Source organism: Magnetospirillum sp., assembly GCA_027532905.1.
GTDB lineage: Bacteria > Pseudomonadota > Alphaproteobacteria > CACIAM-22H2 > CACIAM-22H2 > Tagaea.
Genome location: JAPZUA010000001.1, coordinates 1563412 through 1576253, shown reverse-complemented (window position 1 = coordinate 1576253; position 12842 = coordinate 1563412). Strand labels below are relative to the sequence as shown.

Below are 12842 nucleotides of genomic sequence, written 5' to 3'. Positions count from 1 at the left end.
TCGCCGAAGTTACCGTTTTTTGGCGGCAATTTTTATGAGGAAAGCCGAAAATTAATTGTTTAAAAACTATTTTTGGCTGTTACTGTCGTCCAGCGTACTTGTGTAGGACCTGCATTTAGTGACCCAGAGTTTCGCCGATCGGATCGCGCGCGCGGCTCCTGCTCTGGCGGGTGCGATCTTCGTTGCCGGATTGGCGTTGCTGGCGGCCCTCGCCTTCCTGCTCGTGCGCTTCAACGACACGCTGCGCCAGACCCAGGCCGAAAATCTCGCCGAACGCGTCGTGGCCCTCGTCGAGAACGAGTTCGCGACAATTTCCCAGATCCAGATCACGCTTGCGGCCACGCTCGCCAAAACCCAGTTCGACGACGCGGCATCCTATGCGGCATGGCTCGACCAGATGGGCCTCGTGCAGCGCTATCCGAGCCTGCGCACGATCGCGCTTGCCCCGCGCACCGATCCTGCCGATTTTTCGTCCCTCGAGGCCAAAGCGGCCCGCGACGCCACACGGGCGCGCTTGGGCTATCCCGATTTTGCCGTGGCGCCGCCGGGCCCGCGCGAAACGATGTTTCCCGCGTTTTTCGTCTATCCGATCGCCGGCAACGAACGCGTTGTCGGGTTCGATCTGTGGGCCAATGCCGAGCGCCGGGCGGCGGCGGAACGGGCGATGGCGCTGGGCCGCCCGATCGGTTCGGCCCCGGTCGTGCTGGAGCAGGACGATGTGGCCGGCACGCGCAGTATCTTGGCACTGCAACCGATCGTGGCCGACGGCAAGACGATCGGCATCCTGCCGATCGGTCTGTCGCCGGGCCAACTGATCATGCCGCTGCTCGAGAAGCAATTTCCGACCGCGCGCATCGCCATCCACGACCGCGGTCCCAGCACCGCCCCGGGCGATTTGCGCACGCGGCTGCCGCTGCTGACGGTCGACGGGGCCGCCCTGTCGACGAACGCAGCACTCGATGCGCACGTGTCGCGCGCGGTCGAAATCATGGGCCGGATCTGGGACATCGAAATAGCACATGCGACCGACCTGCCGCCGATGCAGCGCTACGCGCCGGTCGCCGTTCTGACGAGCGGGACCGCGATGCTGCTGCTGGCGCTGCTGCTCTATTCGAGCCTTGCGCGCCGCCAGCGCGACCTCGAAGCGTCGGTCGCCGAGCGCACGCGAGCACTCGAAAGGGCGCTGACCGCTGCCGCCCACCAAACCGAGCTCGCGGTCGATTCGGGGGCGGCCAAAGACCGCTTCTTCGCGAATATGAGCCACGAGCTGCGCACGCCGCTCAACGCCATCGTCGGCTTCGCCGAGGCGATGAAGCTCGGCATCGCGGGCAATCTGCCGCCGCGCGCGCAAAGCTATGTGGGCGCCATCGTGAGCTCGGCCAATTGGCTCAAGCGCGTCGTTGACGACGTACTCGAAATGTCGCGGCGCACGGCCGACGCCGAAACGCTGGCGCTGAAACCGATCGCCCTCATCGACGCGGTCACGGAAGTGGCGAGCGTGCTGCAAGCGACCGCCGAACAGCGCCGCGTGCGGCTCGCATTCGGCGACGGGCTCGGGGCCGCCCCGCCGGTGATGGCCGATATGACGGCACTCGGGCGCATCATCGCCAATCTCTCGGAGAACGCGTTCAAATTTTCGCCGGCCGGCGAAACCGTGACGATCGACGCGGTCAGCGACGCGCAGACGGTGACGCTGTGCGTGGCCGATCGCGGCCCCGGCATCGCGCCCGCCGAGCGACAGAAAGTGTTTTTGCCGTTTTACCAAATCGCCAGTCCGGTCGACGATTCGACCAATCGCGGCGTCGGCCTCGGACTTGCGATCTGCCAGAAGCTCGCGATTTCCATGGGCGGGTCGATCGAATTCGCCGACAATCCGCCCAACGGCACGCGCGCCCTCGTTTCCTTGCGCCGCGCCGAAAAGGCGTGAGCCCAGCAGCCCTGCGAGGTCGCGTTTTGCGGGCCAAAACGCAATTGCGTGCCTCTTTAGTCGCGGCATAAAAATTCCCTACGGCACCGGCGGCGGCGCACTGGCTTGGCACCGCCGGTACCGCTAAATCTAAGCGCCCGACGACACGAGCAGCAACGGCAGGAAATGGCGACGGAAACGCAAGCACCAGCACCCAAAGCGGAATTGGCGCAGCTGCGCGTTCTGGCGATCGAAGACATCGACATTATGCGCGAGGTGCTGTGCGCGATGCTGCAGGCCGTCGGCATCGGCCATTGCGTGGGCGTCGCCACAGGTGCGCGCGGGCTCGAGCTGCTCGCCGAGCAGCCCTTCGATCTCGTCTTCTGCGATCTGACGATGGCGCCGATGGACGGGCTCGAATTTCTGCGCCGCTTGCGCGGGCATGCCGATCCGCGCCTTGCCGCGTTGCCGGTCGTGGTGCTCACGGGCCGCACGGAGCCCGCGTGCCGGACTTCAGCACTCGGCGCCGGGGCGTCCGCCTTTGCGATCAAGCCCGTACCGCTCTCGGACTTGCAGGATCTGGTGCGGCTCGCGCTCCGTTAAAGGGCTGGGCGCCGACGCTCAGCGCAGCTCAATTCCGCAGATCGTCCCACAGCTCCTTCACCTTGGCGAAGAAGCTCGCACTTTCGGGGCTGTGGCTTTTGCCGCCGCCGCCGCTGCCCTCGAATTCGCGCAGCAATTCCTGCTGGCGCTTGGTGAGGTTGACCGGCGTTTCGACCATCGCCTCGATGAACATGTCGCCGCGCGCCTGGCTGCGCAGCACGCTCATGCCCTTGCCCTTGAGGCGGAATTGTTGGGCCGTCTGCGCCCCCGCCGGGATCGTGACCTTGGCGCGTGTGCCGTCGACCGTCGGCACTTCGATCGAGCCGCCGAGGGCCGCCGTCGTCATCGGGATCGGCACGCGGCAATAGATGTCGGCGGCCTCGCGATGGAACAGGCGGTGCTGCTTGATCGACAAAAACAGATAGAGATCGCCCGTCGGCGAGCCGCGCAAGCCCGCTTCGCCCTCGCCCGCGAGCCTTATGCGCGTGCCGTCTTCCACGCCAGCCGGGATATTGACCGACAAGGTGCGCTCCTTGCGCACGCGGCCCTGGCCCTGGCAGGTCTTGCAGGGTTTTTCGATGATTTGGCCCGCCCCGCCGCATTGGTGGCAGGCGCGCTCGATCGTGAAGAAGCCTTGCTGCGCGCGCACTTTGCCTTGGCCGCGGCAGGTGGGGCAGGTGATGGGCTTGGAGCCCGCCTCGGCACCGCTGCCGTGGCAGGTTTCGCACGCATGCATGGAGGCGACGCGCACCGTCGCCTGCTTGCCGTGGAATGCGTCTTCGAGGCTGATTTCGAGATTGTAGCGAAGGTCGGCGCCGCGCTGCGGCCCGCCGCCGCGCCTGCCCCCGCCCATGAACTCGCCGAACATCTCGTCGAAAATATCGGCAAAGCCGCCTGCACCGCCCGCGCCGAAACCGCCGGGCTGGCCACCGCCGCCGCCTTCGAACGCGGCATGGCCGAAGCGGTCATAGGCCGCGCGCTTCTGGTCGTCCTTGAGGACGTCGTAGGCTTCGTTGATCTCTTTGAACTTGGCCTCGGCCTTTTTGTCGCCCGGATTTTTGTCCGGGTGAAACTGCATGGCGAGCTTGCGATAGGCCTTCTTGAGATCGTCTGCCGACGCCCCTTTGGCGACACCCAGCAATTCGTAGTAATCCGCTTTCGCCACGCGACGATTCTCCATCAGGGCGGCACGGCCCGATCCGACGCGCGAAAAGCGCGCCGGATCGGCCGACCGAAACGAGCTTTAGCCCTTTTTGGTCTTGTCCGAAACTTCCTCGAACGTCGCGTCGACGACTTTCTCGTCCTTCGCCTTGGGCCCTTCGGCCTTGGCACCGCCCTCGGGGCCGCCGGCATCCGGCGGCACATCGCCGGTCGCCGCCTGGGCCTTGTACATGGCCTCGCCGAGCTTCATGGCGGCCTGCATCAGGGCTTCGGTCTTGGCCTTGATGTCTTCGGCGTCGGTGCTGTCCTTTGTCGCCTTCAGATTGTCGATGGCGGTCTGCACGGCGGCTTTTTCGGCCGCATCGAGCTTGTCGCCGTATTCGGCGACGTTCTTCTCGGTGTCGTGCACGAGGCTTTCGGCACGGTTCTTGGCTTCGACCAAGTCGCGGCGCTTCTTGTCTTCGCTCGCGTTGGCCTCGGCGTCCTTGACCATCTTGTTGATCTCGGCGTCCGACAGGCCGCCCGAGGCTTGGATGCGGATCTGCTGCTCCTTGCCTGTGCCCTTGTCCTTGGCCGAGACCTGCACGATGCCGTTGGCGTCGATGTCGAACGTGACTTCGATCTGCGGCACGCCGCGCGGCGCGGGCGGCAGGCCGACAAGGTCGAACTGGCCCAGCATCTTGTTGTCGGCGGCCATTTCGCGTTCGCCCTGAAACACGCGGATGGTCACGGCCGACTGGCTGTCTTCGGCGGTCGAGAAGGTCTGGCCCTTGCGCGTGGGGATCGTGGTGTTGCGGTCGATGAGGCGCGTGAACACGCCGCCCAGCGTTTCGATGCCGAGCGACAGCGGGGTCACGTCGAGCAGCAGCACGTCCTTGACGTCGCCCTTGAGCACGCCCGCCTGAATGGCCGCACCGATCGCGACCACTTCGTCGGGGTTGACGCCGCGATGCGGCTCGCGCCCGAAGAACTGCTTCACGGTTTCAATGACCTTGGGCATGCGCGTCATGCCGCCCACGAGCACCACTTCGTCGATTTCGCTGGCCTTGAGGCCGGCGTCTTTCAGCGCGTTGCGGCACGGCTCGATCGTGCGCTGGATCAGCACATCGACGAGGCTTTCGAGCTTCGAACGCGTGATCTTGATGTTGAGATGCTTCGGGCCCGACGCGTCGGCCGTGATGAAGGGCAGGTTCACTTCCGTCTGCACGGCGGACGAGAGTTCGATCTTCGCCTTTTCGGCCGCTTCCTTGAGGCGCTGCAGCGCCAGGCGGTCGCCGCGCAGATCGATGCCGGCCTCTTTCTTGAACTCGGTCGCAAGATAGTCGACGATTTCCTTGTCGAAATCTTCGCCGCCCAGGAACGTGTCGCCGTTGGTCGACTTCACCTCGAACACGCCGTCGCCGATCTCGAGCACCGACACGTCGAACGTGCCGCCGCCGAGGTCGTAGACCGCGATCGTGCCGGTCTTCTTCTTCTCAAGGCCGTAGGCGAGTGCAGCCGCCGTCGGCTCGTTGATGATGCGCAGCACTTCAAGGCCGGCGATCTTGCCGGCGTCTTTCGTGGCTTGGCGCTGGCTGTCGTTGAAATAGGCGGGCACCGTGATCACGGCCTGCGTGACCGTTTCGCCCAGATACGCCTCGGCCGTTTCCTTCATCTTCATCAGCGTGAAGGCGGAAATCTGCGAGGGCGAATATTTTTTGCCCTTGGAATTGACCCACGCGTCGCCGTTGTCGGCCTTGACGATGTCGTAGGGCACGAGGCCCTTGTCCTTCGACACCATCGGGTCTTCGAAGCGGCGCCCGATCAGGCGCTTGATCGCGTAGAACGTGTCGGTCGGGTTGGTGACGGACTGGCGCTTGGCAGGCTGGCCCACCAGACGTTCGCCCGATTCCGTAAACGCGACGATCGAGGGCGTCGTGTTGGCCCCTTCGGCGTTCGGGATGACTTTGGGCGTGCTGCCTTCCATCACGGCAACGCACGAATTCGTGGTGCCAAGATCGATTCCGATGACTTTGCTCATGCGACCCTCGCTTTGCGGCAATTCGCGCCCGACCCTCGTGCGAGGCATCGCGGCCGAACCCCTCGGTTCAAGTTGGACAGCGCTTGGGATGGTTCTTCAGGAAAGACCCTGCGCTCGGCAAGGCATATAGGCAGGCAAACGCAGGCGCGCAACCTTGAAACCCGCGCGCGTCGCGCTGCGGCCCCAGAATCTTTGCCGCACCCCGCCCCGCAGAATTGGCCCCGCTTGACAAGTAGAATAAATCATAGTAAGACAGCCTTGAGGATCGCCCGTCTTGCGCTCATCACGTTCCGTTGCGAGCAACGGAGGTGCAAGGCTGGCGATGGTCGCCGATACACGCAGAAGCGCGTATCGACTGCATCGAGAAACGAGGAGTGTCATGTCCAGTATCCCCAGTGTGGGGGTAACGCCCCCATTGCCGCCGGTCGGATATTCGGCCGGAGGCGAAAACCGCCAGACGTCGCCTGCCCCTGCCGTTCGCGGGGCCCGCAACGATTCGTCCCAACCGGCTGAGCGCCCAGGCGTGGCACGGCCGGGCGCAGCCGACGCAACGCCGCCCGTGGGTGCCAAGCAGCGCGCCAACGCCGTCGATGCGCCGGTACAAGACAAGGTCGAAGTCGGCACGTCGCGCCAATTGGCAGCCAAGTCGGGTCTTGTCGAAGGCAGCTTCGAGCCGTTCATCGACATTATCGACCCGCGCTACCAGACGCGCATTGCCCGCGTTTTCGGGCCCGATGCAAGTGGACCGGCACCGGAAGCGCCGACGGCACGCGTTGCCAGCAAAGCCTACGAAGCCGCCGACGCGGCTGCGAAGGCGGCGTTCAAGAAGAACGCCTGAGACGAAGGCGCCGGCTCCCTCGCCAGCGCCGCTGCATTGACCGTCCGCCACGCCGCCAGGGGATACCCCTCGCGGCGTTGCGGGCGTTTTGGCTTTAAGCGCCTCGGCTCAGGCAACCGTGTCGATACCGGCGGCAGGCGCACCCTTGGCGACGGTGACCATCGCCTCGCGCAGGATGCGGCCGTGCAGCGTGTAGCCAGGCTGGAACACCTGCACGACAGTACCTGCCGCTTGGTTCGGCGAATCGACTTGGGCCACCGCTTGGGCGATCGCGGGATCGAACGGCTTGCCCGCAAGCTCGACCTTGACCACGCCATTGCGCTCGAAAGCCTGCAGCAATTCGCGCTCGGTCAATTCCACGCCCGCGACGAGCTTGGCAAGGCTCGGATCGGCGGCCAGCGCGTCCGCCGACACATTGTCGAGCGCGCGGCGCAGATTGTCGGCCACGTCGAGCAGCGACTTCGCGAATTTCGAGACCGCGTATTTCTCGCGCTCGGCGATTTCGCGCTCGGCGCGCTTGCGCATGTTTTCGGCGTCGGCCATCGCGCGCAACGCCGCATCCTTGGTTTTGGCCATCTCGGCCTCGATCGCCGCAACCTTGGCCAACGCCTCGGCCAACGGATCGGCAGGCGCCGGGGCCTCGAACAATTCGGCCGGGATTTCGACGCTGGGGGTCGTGGGATTCTCAGGTTGGGGCGTGGCAGGCTCGGTCATGGCAGGTTCCGCTGTTGCGTGGACGGTTTCACGCCCGGATTTGGGCGTGTTTTGCGACAAACGCAAGAGACGTTTTTCAGCCGACCAGCCGGCCGATAACGCGCGCCGTATAGTCCACCATCGGGATGATGCGCGCATAGTTGAGGCGCGTGGGCCCCACCACGCCGATCGCACCGACGATGCGTTCGCTCGAATCGCGATAGGGGGCGACGATCGTCGTGCAGCCGGACAGGCCGAACAATTCGTTCTGCGCGCCGATGAAAATCTGCACGCCGTCGGCCGTCTGCGCCTGTTCGAGGATGCGGGCCATCGATTCGTGCTGCTCCAGCGCCTCGAACAGGCGGCGGATGCGCTCGAGATCGTCGAGCGCATGCACGTCGGCCAAGAGCTTCGCTTGGCCGCGCACGATCAAATACCCCTCGCGCGCCGGGCTGCCGTCGGGCGTGGACCACACGGCCAAGCCTTGTTCGACCACGCGCTGCGACAATTGGTCGAGCTCGGCGCGCGATTCGGCCAAGCGGCGCAGAATATCTTCGCGCGCCTCGACCAGCGTGCGCCCCGTAAGGTGTGCGGACAGAAAATTCGACGCCTGGATGAGCTGCTGCGGCGTGAGACCCATCGGCGTTTCGATCACGCGGTTTTCGACCAAGCCCTGCTCGGTCACGAGCACCACGAGCGAGCGGCCCGGCCCGAGCGGCACGAATTCGACATGTTTGAGGGGGGCATCGGATTTTGGGGCGATCACAAGCCCCGCCCCGCGCCCCAAGCCCGCCAGCAGATTGCTCGCCTGTTCGAGCACTTGCGTGACTGAGCGCCCGCCGGCAGCACACTGCACTTCGATCTTCTCGCGCTCGTCGCTCGACAGGCGCCCGACTTCGAGCAAGCCATCGACGAACAGCCGCAAGCCCAAATCGGTCGGCAAGCGGCCGGCCGAAATATGCGGCGAATAGAGCAGCCCTAAATCCTGCAGATCGGCCATCACGTTGCGGATCGTGGCCGGCGACAACGGATCGGCCAATTGGCGCGACAAGGTGCGGCTGCCAACGGGCTCGCCCGTATCGACATAGGCCTCGACGATGCGCCGGAATACGTCGCGCGAGCGCTCGTCCATCGCCTCGACGGCCGTCTGCAAACGCTCGCGCGTGGCACTGGGTGCAGGCGACGGGGCTTTGCGTTCGAACGGCACAATCGGGGATCGGCTCATGGCACAAGGCTAGTCACGGGTAGGTGCTGGAGTCAAATAGGGGCAAACACGCAAACACCCTCGTCCGCGCTTGCTCCGCGCCGCCACATCCGCCTAAGGTCCGGCGGTTTTTGCTTCCCCGATCCTGCACCCAGAAAAGAGACATCCCATGCGCCCTTCGGGCCGTTCCGCCGACCAGATGCGTGCCGTCAGCCTCGAGCCCGGTTTCGCCAAACATGCCGAGGGTTCGTGCTTGGTGCGCTTCGGCGACACGCATGTGCTGGTCACCGCCTCGCTCGAAGAGAAAGTACCGCCGTTTCTGCGCAACTCGGGCCAAGGCTGGGTCACGGCCGAATACGGCATGCTGCCGCGCTCGACCCACACGCGCACCGACCGCGAAGCGGCACGCGGCAAACAATCGGGCCGCACGCAGGAAATCCAGCGCCTGATCGGCCGCGCGCTTCGCGCCGTGTGCGACATGGGCGTGCTCGGCGAGCGCCAGATCAAGATCGATGCCGACGTGCTGCAGGCCGATGGCGGCACCCGCACCGCCGCGATCACGGGCGCGTGGGTCGCTTTGCATCAGGCGATCTATCCGCTCGTCAAAGCCAAGGGCCTCAAGACGCTGCCGATCCGCAGCCATGTGGCGGCCATCTCGTGCGGCATTTCGAACGGGGCGAGCGTGCTCGATCTCGACTATGCCGAAGACTCGGCCTGCGAGGTCGATGCCAACTTTGTGATGACCGGCGACGGCAAGCTCATCGAAGTGCAGGGCACAGCCGAGCGCGATCCGTTCGACCAGGACCAATTGCTCGCCATGCTCGCTTTGGCGCGCAAAGGGGTGGGCGAACTCGTTGCGTTGCAGAAACAGGCGATCGCGAAATGGACGGTCTAGGGCCGCGCAGACTTTCCGGCGGCAAGCTGGTCATTGCCACGCACAATGCGGGCAAGCTGGCCGAGATTGCCGACCTGATGCAGCCCTTCGGGCTCGACTGCGTGTCGGCGGGATCGCTCGGCGTGGCCGAGCCCGACGAGACGGGCACCACGTTCGAGGCCAACGCGATCCTCAAAGCGCGCCACACTTGTGCGGCAACCGGCCTGCCGTCGCTTGCCGACGATAGCGGCCTGTGTGTGGACGCGTTGCACGGCGATCCGGGCGTGTATACGGCGAATTGGGCTGGCCCCAAGCGCGATTGGATGCGCGCGATGCGCATGGTCGAAGCGGCCCTTGATGGTGCGGCCGACCGGCGCGCGCATTTTGTCGCCGTCCTCGCCCTCGCCTGGCCCGACGGCCATGTCGAAACGTTCCGTGGCGAAGTGGACGGCACGCTTGTGTGGCCGCCGCGGGGATCGCGCGGCTTCGGCTACGATCCGATGTTTGTACCCGCAGGCCATGCGATCACGTTCGGCGAAATGGACCCGCATGAAAAACACAAGATCAGCCATCGCGCCGTGGCGTTCGGCAAACTCGTTGCGGCGTGCTTGGCATCCAAATGAGTTTCGCCGTCTATGTGCATTGGCCGTTCTGCAAATCGAAGTGCCCCTATTGCGATTTCAACAGCCATGTGCGCGACAAGATCGACGGCGACGCCTGGAAGAACGCGCTGCTGCGCGAGATCGACCATTACGCGGAACTGACACCGGGCAAGCGCGTAACGTCGGTTTTTTTCGGCGGCGGCACGCCGTCTTTGATGGACCCTTCGCTTGCGGGCAGCGTGCTCGAGCGCATTGCCACGCGTTGGGCGATCGCCGACGAACCTGAGATCACGCTCGAGGCCAATCCCAATTCCTCGGAAGCCGCACACTTCGCCGCGTTCAAAGCAGCGGGCATCAACCGCCTGTCGATCGGCGTGCAAGCGCTCGACGATACAGCGCTCAAATTTCTCGGGCGCGGCCACGATGTGCGCGAAGCCCAGCGCGCCATCGACCGTGCGGCGGCCTTGTTCGAACGCTTCTCGTTCGATCTCATCTATGCGCGGCCCGGCCAGACGGTGACTGAATGGCAGGAAGAGCTTAAACGCGCGCTCGCCCTGCAGCCGCCGCATCTGTCGCTCTATCAATTGACGATCGAAGAGGGCACGCAGTTTCAGACTTTGTTCGCGCGCGGCCAATACAAGCTGCCCGACGAAGACGTGCAAGAGCAACTCTACGACACGACCAACGCGATGCTCGCCGATGCAGGGCTGCCCGCCTACGAAGTTTCGAACTACGCCAGACCGGGCCAAGAATCGCGCCACAATCTCGTCTATTGGCGCTACGAGGATTATGTCGGCGTGGGGCCGGGTGCGCATGGCCGCATCGCGATCGACGGCCAGCGCCACGCCACGCGCCAGGCGAAGGCACCCGAAACCTGGCTCGCAGAAGTCGCCGCAAACGGCCACGCGACGGCGGAAAGCGTGCCGCTCGAAAGGGCAACGCAGGTCGACGAAGCCGTGATGATGGGTTTTCGACTTTCCGAGGGCATCGACGCCGCGCGCTTTGAACGCGTGACGGGTGCGTCTCTCGAAGGCCCCGACGCGCTCGATCCCAAGCGTGTGGCGCGCATGATCGCCGACGGTTTCTTGGCGCGCACGCCAACCGGCCTCGCCGCCACGCCGCAGGGCATGAAACTGTTGAATGCGCTGCTGGCAGCACTCAGGGGTTAGGCGCTATCGCCAGTTTCCACGTGCCACCATTTGGGGCGCGTGCTGCGGAAAGAGTGTGCCGTGGGCCGCAGGGCCGCTGCACCGGGCTTGTCGAACACGCCGAGCAGCAAACCCACGGTCGGCGCGTCGTCGATAGCACCCAGCGAGCTGCCGCAGATCTTGCAGAACGCGCGGCTCGAGGCGGACGACGAGCGATACGTCGCGGGTTTTCCGCCCTTGCCGGTCCATTTGACGGCGTCGCGCGGGAACTCGACCCAGGCGAGCGTGAGGCCGCCGGTGTGGCGCTGGCACATTTTGCACGAGCAGGTATGCGGCCTCGCGGCGGGGGCTTTGGCCTCGAAGCGCACAGCGCCGCACAGGCAGCCGCCGCTATAGATCTTCTCGGACATGGGTCAGTTTCCGGGATTCTCGAAGGCTTCGGGGGCGGGGCTCAGAACGCGCGGGGTGTCGCGCGCGATTTCGAGCACGGCAAAACCGCGCTCGACATAGCCGTTCGGGCGCAGCCGGAAAATGCCTTCCACGCCGGCAAAACCGCCGGCAGCGGTCAGGGCCGCAGGCGAATAATCGGCACCTTCCGGGCCTTTGCCGCGCGCGAGGATGGCGGCGAGTGCGACCGCATCGTAGGCGAGGGTTGCCACGCGCGGCGGCGCGCGGCCGAAAAACTCGCGGTAGCGCTGTTCGAAGCGCGCGCGTGCGGCGGGTGCGGGGGCTGCGAACCACGCCCCCTGCAGCGAGGATTCGCGGAACAGGCGCGCATCCTCCCACAGCGGGATGCCGAGATATTTGATGCGGATCGGGTCGATCTCGTGGCCGTGCAATTGCGCCACGACCTGCACGAGCCGGTCGCCGAAATCGGGCAGCAACACGGCTTCGAAATCGAGCTCGGGCGGCGGCGGTGCTGCTTCGCCGCGTGCAAGGCGCGGCGGCGGGCCCGCCAATTGGCCCAAGCGCCGCACGGCGGGCGCATAGTCGAGGGCACCCGGCTCGTAGCGTTCGACGCGCACGAGCGTGCCACCTTGCGCTGACAAGCTCGCGCGCAACGCCTGTTCGGCCGCCTGGCCCAGCGCATTGGCAGGTACCAGCGCTGCAAACCGCTCGAGCCCGCGCCCGCGCGCAAATTCGATCGTGCGCGCGACGGCCGCTTGCGGTGCGATGCCCAGCACATAGATGCCTTCGGCGGCAATGCTGCGGTCGTTCGAGAAGCTCAAGACCGGCACATTCGCCGCGCGCAGCGTGGGTGCGATCGCCTGCGCTTCTGCGCCCAGCAGCGGACCCACCACGAGCTGGGCTTGCTGCTCGAGCGCCCATTCGGCGGCAAGCTGCGCACCTTGCGGCGTACCGGCCGTGTCGCGCACGAGCAGCACAAAATCGTCGTCGGCAAGGTCGAACACGGCTTGGGTTGCAGCATCGAGCAGCGCTTGGCCCACACCGGCATTGGCCCCCGACAAAGGCAGCAGCAGGGCCACACGCGGCGCATTGCTGCCACGGGTGCGCGACGGCGCACCGGCACCCGGCACGGCATCGACGCGCAAAGCGGGTTCGGCCGCTTCGGTTGCGGCCGGCGCCGGTGCGGATTCGACCGTCGGGACCGCAACAGTCTCGGTCGGCGCTGGCGCAGGGGCGGGCGGGACGACGCGCACGCTTGGCTGGCTCTGGCCGAAAAGGCCCGTTACGCTGTCGCGCACGCCATCGGCTGCTTGGCACGCCGCCAAAACCGGGACAAGCAAGGCCAGAACGGGAACCAGGATGCGACGCACGGCGGGAAACCCTCC

12 protein-coding genes are annotated in these 12842 nt (G+C 65.6%); 6 read left to right on the top strand and 6 right to left on the bottom strand.

Annotated features, from left to right (window positions below; translation table 11 throughout):
• The first annotated feature begins 118 nt into the window (after positions 1-118).
• Both O9320_07685 and O9320_07680 read left to right on the top strand, forming a co-directional pair.
• The gene (locus O9320_07685) at positions 119-1927 is read left to right on the top strand and encodes a CHASE domain-containing protein (GenBank protein ID MCZ8310719.1); all 1809 of its coding nucleotides are present in this window, start codon (positions 119-121) and stop codon (positions 1925-1927) included.
• A gap of 165 nt (positions 1928-2092) precedes the next feature.
• Positions 2093-2509 carry a response regulator gene (locus O9320_07680; protein ID MCZ8310718.1) on the top strand — a complete coding sequence of 139 codons (417 nt, stop codon included), beginning with the start codon at positions 2093-2095 and terminating at the stop codon, positions 2507-2509.
• A gap of 28 nt (positions 2510-2537) precedes the next feature.
• On the opposite strand, the gene dnaJ is transcribed toward O9320_07680, so the two are convergent.
• Both dnaJ and dnaK read right to left on the bottom strand, forming a co-directional pair.
• Positions 2538-3674, bottom strand: coding sequence for a molecular chaperone DnaJ (gene dnaJ / locus O9320_07675; protein MCZ8310717.1), 1137 nt, complete (start codon positions 3672-3674; stop codon positions 2538-2540).
• Between the two features lie 78 nt (positions 3675-3752).
• Positions 3753-5690, bottom strand: a complete 1938-nt coding sequence (gene dnaK, locus O9320_07670; GenBank protein MCZ8310716.1) for a molecular chaperone DnaK — start codon at positions 5688-5690, stop codon at positions 3753-3755.
• A 379-nt stretch (positions 5691-6069) separates the two neighbouring features.
• Here dnaK and O9320_07665 point away from each other — a divergent pair, with 379 nt between their 5' ends.
• On the top strand, positions 6070-6528 hold the full coding sequence (locus tag O9320_07665) for a hypothetical protein (protein ID MCZ8310715.1): 459 nt from the start codon (positions 6070-6072) through the stop codon (positions 6526-6528).
• 108 nt (positions 6529-6636) lie between these two features.
• Here O9320_07665 and grpE read toward each other — a convergent pair whose 3' ends face one another.
• Positions 6637-7242, bottom strand: coding sequence for a nucleotide exchange factor GrpE (grpE, locus tag O9320_07660; GenBank protein MCZ8310714.1), 606 nt, complete (start codon positions 7240-7242; stop codon positions 6637-6639).
• Positions 7243-7318: 76 nt separating this feature from the next.
• Positions 7319-8353, bottom strand: coding sequence for a heat-inducible transcriptional repressor HrcA (hrcA, locus tag O9320_07655; protein ID MCZ8310713.1), 1035 nt, complete (start codon positions 8351-8353; stop codon positions 7319-7321).
• Positions 8354-8594: 241 nt separating this feature from the next.
• On the opposite strand from hrcA, the gene rph reads away from it, so the two are divergent.
• Genes rph through hemW form a run of 3 tightly spaced genes read left to right on the top strand, consistent with a single transcriptional unit; the run spans position 8595 to position 11070 of the window.
• Positions 8595-9320 carry a ribonuclease PH gene (gene rph, locus O9320_07650; protein ID MCZ8310712.1) on the top strand — a complete coding sequence of 242 codons (726 nt, stop codon included), beginning with the start codon at positions 8595-8597 and terminating at the stop codon, positions 9318-9320.
• On the top strand, positions 9308-9922 hold the full coding sequence (gene rdgB / locus O9320_07645) for an RdgB/HAM1 family non-canonical purine NTP pyrophosphatase (protein ID MCZ8310711.1): 615 nt from the start codon (positions 9308-9310) through the stop codon (positions 9920-9922). The genes rph and rdgB overlap by 13 nt, the downstream gene beginning before the upstream one ends.
• Complete coding sequence (gene hemW, locus O9320_07640; GenBank protein MCZ8310710.1) at positions 9919-11070, top strand: radical SAM family heme chaperone HemW; 1152 nt, start codon at positions 9919-9921, stop codon at positions 11068-11070. The genes rdgB and hemW overlap by 4 nt, the downstream gene beginning before the upstream one ends.
• Here the strand turns inward: hemW and O9320_07635 are convergent.
• Both O9320_07635 and O9320_07630 read right to left on the bottom strand, forming a co-directional pair.
• Positions 11067-11459, bottom strand: coding sequence for a GFA family protein (locus O9320_07635; protein ID MCZ8310709.1), 393 nt, complete (start codon positions 11457-11459; stop codon positions 11067-11069). The genes hemW and O9320_07635 overlap by 4 nt on opposite strands.
• Before the next feature lie 3 nt (positions 11460-11462).
• Positions 11463-12827 carry a penicillin-binding protein activator gene (locus O9320_07630; GenBank protein ID MCZ8310708.1) on the bottom strand — a complete coding sequence of 455 codons (1365 nt, stop codon included), beginning with the start codon at positions 12825-12827 and terminating at the stop codon, positions 11463-11465.
• Between the last annotated feature and the right edge of the window lie 15 nt (positions 12828-12842).

Bases quoted from the DNA above. Each gene is read 5' to 3' on its own strand.
- rdgB (MCZ8310711.1), top strand. From the start codon at position 9,308: ATGGACGGTCTAGGGCCGCGCAGACTTTCCGGCGGCAAGCTGGTCATT.
- O9320_07665 (MCZ8310715.1), top strand. From the start codon at position 6,070: ATGTCCAGTATCCCCAGTGTGGGGGTAACGCCCCCATTGCCGCCGGTC.
- hrcA (MCZ8310713.1), bottom strand. From the start codon at position 8,353: ATGGACGAGCGCTCGCGCGACGTATTCCGGCGCATCGTCGAGGCCTAT.
- grpE (MCZ8310714.1), bottom strand. From the start codon at position 7,242: ATGACCGAGCCTGCCACGCCCCAACCTGAGAATCCCACGACCCCCAGC.
- rph (MCZ8310712.1), top strand. From the start codon at position 8,595: ATGCGCCCTTCGGGCCGTTCCGCCGACCAGATGCGTGCCGTCAGCCTC.
- hemW (MCZ8310710.1), top strand. From the start codon at position 9,919: ATGAGTTTCGCCGTCTATGTGCATTGGCCGTTCTGCAAATCGAAGTGC.
- O9320_07680 (MCZ8310718.1), top strand. From the start codon at position 2,093: ATGGCGACGGAAACGCAAGCACCAGCACCCAAAGCGGAATTGGCGCAG.
- O9320_07635 (MCZ8310709.1), bottom strand. From the start codon at position 11,459: ATGTCCGAGAAGATCTATAGCGGCGGCTGCCTGTGCGGCGCTGTGCGC.
- dnaK (MCZ8310716.1), bottom strand. From the start codon at position 5,690: ATGAGCAAAGTCATCGGAATCGATCTTGGCACCACGAATTCGTGCGTT.